General features: G+C 67.1%; 7 protein-coding genes and 1 pseudogene. 5 read left to right on the forward strand and 3 right to left on the reverse strand.

Annotated elements, in window-relative coordinates; translation table 11 throughout:
* Positions 1-21: 21 nt before the first annotated feature.
* The 3 genes from KBZ15_RS16410 to psbP are packed head-to-tail and all read right to left on the reverse strand — an operon-like array spanning position 22 to position 2,954.
* The gene (locus tag KBZ15_RS16410; protein ID WP_255016274.1) at positions 22-1,272 is read right to left on the reverse strand and encodes an NHLP bacteriocin system secretion protein; all 1,251 of its coding nucleotides are present in this window, start codon (positions 1,270-1,272) and stop codon (positions 22-24) included.
* 18 nt (positions 1,273-1,290) lie between these two features.
* The gene (locus KBZ15_RS16415; protein WP_255016275.1) at positions 1,291-2,376 is read right to left on the reverse strand and encodes an FAD-dependent oxidoreductase; all 1,086 of its coding nucleotides are present in this window, start codon (positions 2,374-2,376) and stop codon (positions 1,291-1,293) included.
* Positions 2,373-2,954 (reverse strand): photosystem II reaction center PsbP, encoded by a 582-nt coding sequence (gene psbP, locus KBZ15_RS16420; RefSeq protein ID WP_255016276.1) that lies wholly within the window; start codon positions 2,952-2,954, stop codon positions 2,373-2,375. Before psbP ends, KBZ15_RS16415 begins: the two co-directional genes overlap by 4 nt.
* 67 nt (positions 2,955-3,021) lie before the next feature.
* On the opposite strand from psbP, the gene KBZ15_RS16425 reads away from it, so the two are divergent.
* The 5 genes and pseudogenes from KBZ15_RS16425 to KBZ15_RS16445 form a co-directional block, all read left to right on the forward strand.
* Positions 3,022-3,723, forward strand: coding sequence for a pentapeptide repeat-containing protein (locus KBZ15_RS16425; protein WP_255016277.1), 702 nt, complete (start codon positions 3,022-3,024; stop codon positions 3,721-3,723).
* Between the two features lie 26 nt (positions 3,724-3,749).
* A complete protein-coding gene (gene recR / locus KBZ15_RS16430) occupies positions 3,750-4,319 on the forward strand; it encodes a recombination mediator RecR (protein WP_255016280.1) in 570 nt (189 codons plus the stop codon).
* A complete protein-coding gene (lipA, locus tag KBZ15_RS16435; protein WP_255016278.1) occupies positions 4,316-5,242 on the forward strand; it encodes a lipoyl synthase in 927 nt (308 codons plus the stop codon). The genes recR and lipA overlap by 4 nt, the downstream gene beginning before the upstream one ends.
* Before the next feature lie 30 nt (positions 5,243-5,272).
* Positions 5,273-5,437 (forward strand): hypothetical protein, encoded by a 165-nt coding sequence (locus KBZ15_RS16440; RefSeq protein WP_255016279.1) that lies wholly within the window; start codon positions 5,273-5,275, stop codon positions 5,435-5,437.
* Between the two features lie 328 nt (positions 5,438-5,765).
* A pseudogene (locus tag KBZ15_RS16445) lies at positions 5,766-6,115 on the forward strand (hypothetical protein); the annotation flags it as partial.

A 6,115-nucleotide genomic window follows, 5' to 3' on the forward strand; every position in this document is an offset into this window, starting at 1 on the left:
TCCGCCGGTGAGGGAGCGCAGTCAAGGAATCACGTAGCTGATCGGCGAGCGCCACTCCACATAGGCGTGGGGCGACACCGTGAGGCCGTCGCGGATCGGGAACACACCGCTGCCCCCCGAGAGAGTCCAGCGGTAGCCATCCACACTGGAGGGATCACGCTCCAGCTCGATTTCGCTGCGCATCACCGGGCCGCTCTTGGTGAGTTCCTGGGCCAGCTGCGCGTTGCCGGTGGTGGTGGAGATGTCGTCTGCGGTTGCGGGCAGGGTCAGCACCTGGGTCACCTTGCCCACGATGCCGCCGAAGCGGCCGCGCTGGTTCCACTGCGGCACCACCTCCACCGGCAGCCCCAGGGGCAGGCGGCGGGCATCGGCGGGTGCGAAGTAGGCCACCACCCGCAGCGGGCGGTCCTTGGCGCTGGGTTGCTCAGGCCGGCCAATCGTGCCCAGCCGCTGGCCGGTGCCTACGGTTTGGCCCCCGATCACCTGCAGATCCAACACCGTGCCGTCCCGGTCGGCATGCACCTTGCCGTCGTAGCTGATCTTGGCCTCGGTCACCTGGATCTCACGCTTGAGATCGTCGATCTGATAGCGGCGCTGCAGGGCCTGGGTTTCGATGCTGAGCTTCACCTGCTGGTAGTTGGTCACCACGTTCTTCTCGTTGATCTTGACGTCATCGAGATTGACGCTGGTGCTGGTGAGCCCCTGCTCAGCCGACACCACCTCAGAAGACAGCGGCGCCACCACCTCCCGCTGGGCCAGCCAATCGAGGTTGCGCAGTTTGCTGGAGTAGGTCGACTGCAGTTCGCCGTAGCGGCGGCGATCTTCGGAATACTTGGCCAGAGATGTATCTAGGGCCCGCTTCTCGGTGAGCAAGCGCAGGGCGTCGCGCTCATCGAGTTGGGCGTTGTGACGCTGCAGCTGGCGCAGGTTGCCGCGCTGCTGGTCGAGCTGGCGCTCCAGCACCGGTAGATACAGCTGCATCAACACCTGGCCGCGCGCCACCGACTCACCCTCCTTCACAAACACCTCCCGCACCTGGCCGCCGGCACGGGCGTTGAGGATGCCGGCGTTGTTGGGGTAGATCAGCACGCCCATGCCTTCCACCTCGGTGGGCACGGGCCAGAACAGGGCCCAGAGCACCAACACACCTCCCACCCCCGCCAGGCTCACGCCCACCTGGTTGTGATCGCTCAGCCCCTGCCAGCGGGCCTGCAAGCGCTGAAACGGGCCGCGATGGCTGGGCGCCGCGGCGGTGGGGCTGGCCTGGGTCATGGAACTCAGTTTGCAGGATTAAAAAGCACCTGTCAGGCCCAGCTGCTGCAGGCGCCGTGTTGCAGCAGCTGCCGGCGCGCCCTCCCAGGCCAGGGCTTGGGCCAGCAGGGGCGCCAGCACCGGCACCTGGCTAAAGCCCGCACTGAAGCCGGTGAACAGCCACAACCCAGGTGCCCCAGCCAGCGGACCCACCAGGGGCAAGCCCTCACTGCAGAAGGCCACGGGTGCTTGGCGCAGATGGCCGGGCAGGGCCGCCAGCGGCGCCCCCCAGGCTTGCGCCGCCAGCTCTTGGCGCAGTTGCCTTTCCACTTCGGATGGCGGTGGCGCTGCGCCAGGCTCCAGCCCCGGTCGCACCAGGGTGTGCTGGCCCAGTAGGGCCCCAGTGCCCCAGGGCACCAGGCCCCCATCCACCAGCCACTCCGGTTGGTCCAGGCCGGCGGCGCGGCGCTCCAGCGCGACCCGCCCAAAGCTGGGCGGCAGCCAGGCGGCGGCGCTGCCCAGGCTTGGCGGGTAGGCGGGCAGTTCCAGCACTGCTGCCCAGCTGCTGCGCAGGCGGGAGGGCAGGGCCGGCCAGAGCTGGCGGCAGTGGGCGCCAGCGGCCAGCACCAGCTGGGGGGCCAGCAGGTCGCTGCCATCGCTGAGATTCAGCTGCCAACCTGCCGGCGACTGGCGCTCCAGGTGCTCCAGCCGGGCCCGGCGGCACCTCACCCCCGCGGCCGCCAGCAGCAGCGGCAGGCGCGCCACCAGCAAGGCGGTGTCCACCTGGGCGAATGGCAGCGGCCACCAGGCACTCAGCGCCCCCAAGCCGGTGCCGCCAGCCTGCACCCGCAGGCGGCAGGGCCGCCAGCCCAGCTCACCATGGCGCTCCTGCAGGCGGCGCCAATGCTTGGAAGCCCCCGCCGCTAGCCGGGCCAGGGGGGTGGCCGCCAGGGGCCAGCCCGGCAGGGCGCCATAGCTGATCGCAGAAGCCGAATCCGCCCCTGCGGGGCCCGGGGCATCGATGAGGCTCACCGAGGCCCCCAACTGCCGCAACTCCAGGGCCAACAGACCACCGGCCAAGCCACCGCCAACAATCACCACATCGGCAGGGGCCGAAACCGTCACACCAACAGGGTGAAGGAGGAAACCACCAGGTGGAACATGTCCTTCACCTTGCTCCAGCGGATTTCGTTGGTGCTGGCCGCAAAGGTGTAGAGCCGGCCGCGATCGAGCACCACCGTGGCCAGCTCGTGGCGGTCGCGGTCTTCGAGGTGCACGGCGTATTCGAGGTCGTAGAAGGTGCGGGGCCCCTCCTGGCGCTCGGAGGCCTCCACCAGTTCCGCCGCCCGGCCGCTGCCTTCAGGGGCGATCACGGTGCGGCGCAGCTGTTCGCCTACGGCAACGGCGCTGCCCAGTTTCTCCAGGTCATTGGTTGGGTTGACCTCGGAGATCACCAGGCTGAGGGTCTCATCACTGTTGATCAGGTCGTGGAAAACCACCTGGGGACCGCCGCTCACCTGCACCCGGGTCCAGCCGGTGGGATAGAGGAAGGCATAGCGGCCATCGGGGCTCTGAAAGCTGTTCAATCCGGCGGCTGAGGCGCTGCAGGCCGTCAGCAGCCCGGTCAGCAGCCCCGCCAGCAGCAGGGCAACCAGGCGGGGCAGGGGGGAGGGAAGACCGGCCCCTTTGCGGGTTTCAGCCATGGCGACGGCAAATGCTTGGCGCCATTCTGCTGGGCCGCCAGCATGGGGCCGATCGCCCCCAGTTCCGATGCCCCGCAGGCCTACCTGGGTCGACCGGCAACAACGTCGCCACGACTCCCCCTTTTTCCAGCTGCTGGATAACTCCTTTCTCTTCCGGGTGGCCCTCTCGGCCGCCGGCGCCCTGACCCTGCTGCTGGTGGTGAACAGCTACGCCACCTGTCGCAACAACCAATGGGTCAAAGGCTGCCTCTGGCGGGATGCGGAAGCCCTGATCAGTGTGGGCAATGTGGAGTCACTGAGCATCGTGACGGCCGCTTTCCTCTATGTGCTCGAGTGCCAAAAGCGCAAACAGCGGGAAAATATTGAGGCCTATGAGCTGCTGAAAACCTGCAATGAGTCGGGCGCCCGCTGGCTGCTCGCGCGCATCCAAGCGCTGGAGATCCTCAACCGCGCCGGCCTGCCCCTCGACGGCCAGGATCTGGCTGGCTTTGATTTGCACAACCTGCATGCCCCTGGGGGCCACTGGCATCAGGTCAACCTTGAGCACAGCGTGTTGCGCAACGCCAACCTGGCCGGCACCGATCTCACGGGCACCAACCTGCGCGGCGCCGACCTGCGTGGTGCCGACCTGCGGCACGCCATCCTGCGCAACGCGATCCTGGAGGGCGCCGAGCTGGAGGGCGCCCTGCTGGAGGGGGCAGACCTGGAGGGCGCCGACCTAGGCGGGACAAACCTGCCTAAATTCAGCCCACTTGCGGCGAATCGCTGAGCGGCTTCACGCGCCCGTTGGCCCGGCTGATTGACCAGTTCGAGCGACTGCCGGGCATCGGCCCCCGCACGGCCCAGCGGCTTGCCCTGCACCTGTTGCGCCAGCCGGAGGAGCAGATCCGCAGTTTCGCTGACGCCCTGCTGGCCGCCCGCAGCCAGGTGGGCCAGTGCCAGCGCTGCTTCCACCTCTCGGCCGAGCCGTTCTGTGAGATCTGCCGCAACGACGAGCGCAGCAACGGCCAGCTGTGTGTGGTGGCCGATTCCCGCGACCTGCTGGCGATGGAGCGCACCCGGGAATTCAAGGGGCACTACCACGTGCTCTGCGGCTTGATCTCGCCGATGGATGGCATTGGCCCCGAACTGCTCCAGATCCAGCCCCTGGTGCGCCGGGTGGATGCCGAGCAGATCAGCGAGGTGATCCTGGCGCTCACCCCGAGTGTGGAGGGGGATACCACCAGTCTCTATTTGGCCCGCCTGCTCAACCCCTTCACGATGGTGAGCCGGATCGCCTATGGCCTGCCGGTGGGCAGTGAGCTGGAATATGCCGACGAAGTCACCCTGGCCCGCGCCTTTGAGGGGCGTCGAGCCGTCGAATGAGCTCCCCATCCCGCTACAGCGCCATTGCCCCCGAACAGCGGTTGCCGCCCTGGCTGCGCCGTCCCGTCGGGACTGCTTCCCAGCTGGAGGCCGTGCAGGGGGTGGTCAAACAACAGCGGCTACATACGATCTGCGAGGAGGGCCGCTGCCCCAACCGGGCCGAGTGCTACGCCGCTGGCACGGCCACCTTCCTGCTGGGGGGGCCTATCTGCACCCGCAGCTGCGCCTTCTGCCAGGTGGACAAGGGCCAGGCCCCGGCTCCGCTCGACGCCGCTGAGGCGGAGCGGGTGGCCGCGGCGGTGGCCAGCCTCCAGCTCTCCTATGTGGTGCTCACGGCCGTGGCCCGTGACGATCTGGCCGACCACGGCGCCTGCCTGTTCACAGCCACCATGGCCGCCATTCGCCGCAGCCGCCCGGGGACGGCGATCGAGGTGCTCACTCCCGACTTCTGGGGCGGCCATCGCGACGAAGCGGACGGCTTGGCTGCCCAACGGCAGCGGCTGGCCACCGTGCTGGCCGCCGAACCGGTGTGCTTCAACCACAATCTGGAAACCGTTGAACGCCTGCAGGGGGAGGTGCGCCGCGGCGCCACCTACCGCCGCTCCCTGGCCCTGTTGGCCGCAGCCCGCCAGCTGGCACCCCAGATCCCCACCAAGAGTGGCCTGATGCTGGGGCTGGGTGAAACCCAGGAGGAGGTGTTGCGGACCTTGGCGGACCTGCGTCGTGTTGATTGCCAGCGCCTCACCCTTGGCCAGTACCTGCGCCCATCCCTCGCCCACATCCCGGTTGCCCGTTACTGGACTCCGGCAGAATTCGAGGAGCTGGGCGTCATCGCCAGGGAGCTGGGGTTTGAGCAGGTGCGCAGCGGGCCGCTGGTGCGCAGCAGCTATCACGCCGCCGGCAGCACGATGGCCGCCTCCTGAAGCCCACCTGATCGTTACCAACACCACCCCATGAGCCAATACAACACCCGCCATTTCGTGGCCGCCCAGCTCGAGGACGGCTGGATGCTCCAATCCGAGCACGTGACGAAACTTCAAAACGGTGATTGGATCTTGGATCGCGAAGAGTTGGAGGAACTATCAGAACTGCTCCAAACTTTGCTCAGCCAGAGTTAAGGAAACTCTGATCAAGCTCTGATCAAGCTTCCCATTTTATGGGACATCTATCCCATTCTTGAGCCTGGCCTTCACCCCTGGAGGTGCAATAAGCCTATTGTTTTTGCGGTTTTTTTACTCCGCCAATTGACACTACCCTCTCGTAATTCAAGGGTAATGCTTTCGCCCTGCCCAGGGCCATCATTGTTCCCTTGGCCTCGTCACTTCGGCGCAGACCTGCTTGCCTGACCAGCAGTCCCTGCGATTGTCATCGCCGCTGCATCCAGCAATACTGACCGCCAGTGCTGGTCCCCCACGCCAGGGATCCTGTTCTGAAGGCCTCAAACGGGTGCCAATCGTGTTGCGTCCCAGCGGACTGCTGATTCCCCTGCTCAGGTTCCTTTTGGTGTTGGGAGCCGGTGGACTCACCCCGGCCGTCCAGGCCGAGTCCGATCCCCCCAGCCTTAACCGGCTGCTGAATGTTCCTGGCTGGATCGACCTTGACCTCAACCTGCAGGCCCAGCCCCTGGCCAACCCGAGCGGCGGAACCGAGCAGAGCGCCAGCTGGATGCAGCAGCTCACCCTGGGGGCCGCGTTCAGCAGTGGCCTGGCCAAGCCCGCTGACCAGTGGCACGAAGGCGACCACTGGCGGGCCAACCTGCAATTGATGCTGTTTAGCGGCGATCCCCAGGTCAACGA

Source organism: Cyanobium sp. BA20m-p-22, from assembly GCF_024346275.1.
GTDB lineage: Bacteria > Cyanobacteriota > Cyanobacteriia > PCC-6307 > Cyanobiaceae > Cyanobium_A.

Excerpts from the sequence above, each read along its gene's own strand:
- KBZ15_RS16410 (WP_255016274.1), bottom strand. The coding sequence starts at position 1,272 with ATGACCCAGGCCAGCCCCACCGCCGCGGCGCCCAGCCATCGCGGCCCG.
- psbP (WP_255016276.1), bottom strand. The coding sequence starts at position 2,954 with ATGGCTGAAACCCGCAAAGGGGCCGGTCTTCCCTCCCCCCTGCCCCGC.
- KBZ15_RS16425 (WP_255016277.1), top strand. The coding sequence starts at position 3,022 with ATGCCCCGCAGGCCTACCTGGGTCGACCGGCAACAACGTCGCCACGAC.
- lipA (WP_255016278.1), top strand. The coding sequence starts at position 4,316 with ATGAGCTCCCCATCCCGCTACAGCGCCATTGCCCCCGAACAGCGGTTG.
- KBZ15_RS16440 (WP_255016279.1), top strand. The coding sequence starts at position 5,273 with ATGAGCCAATACAACACCCGCCATTTCGTGGCCGCCCAGCTCGAGGAC.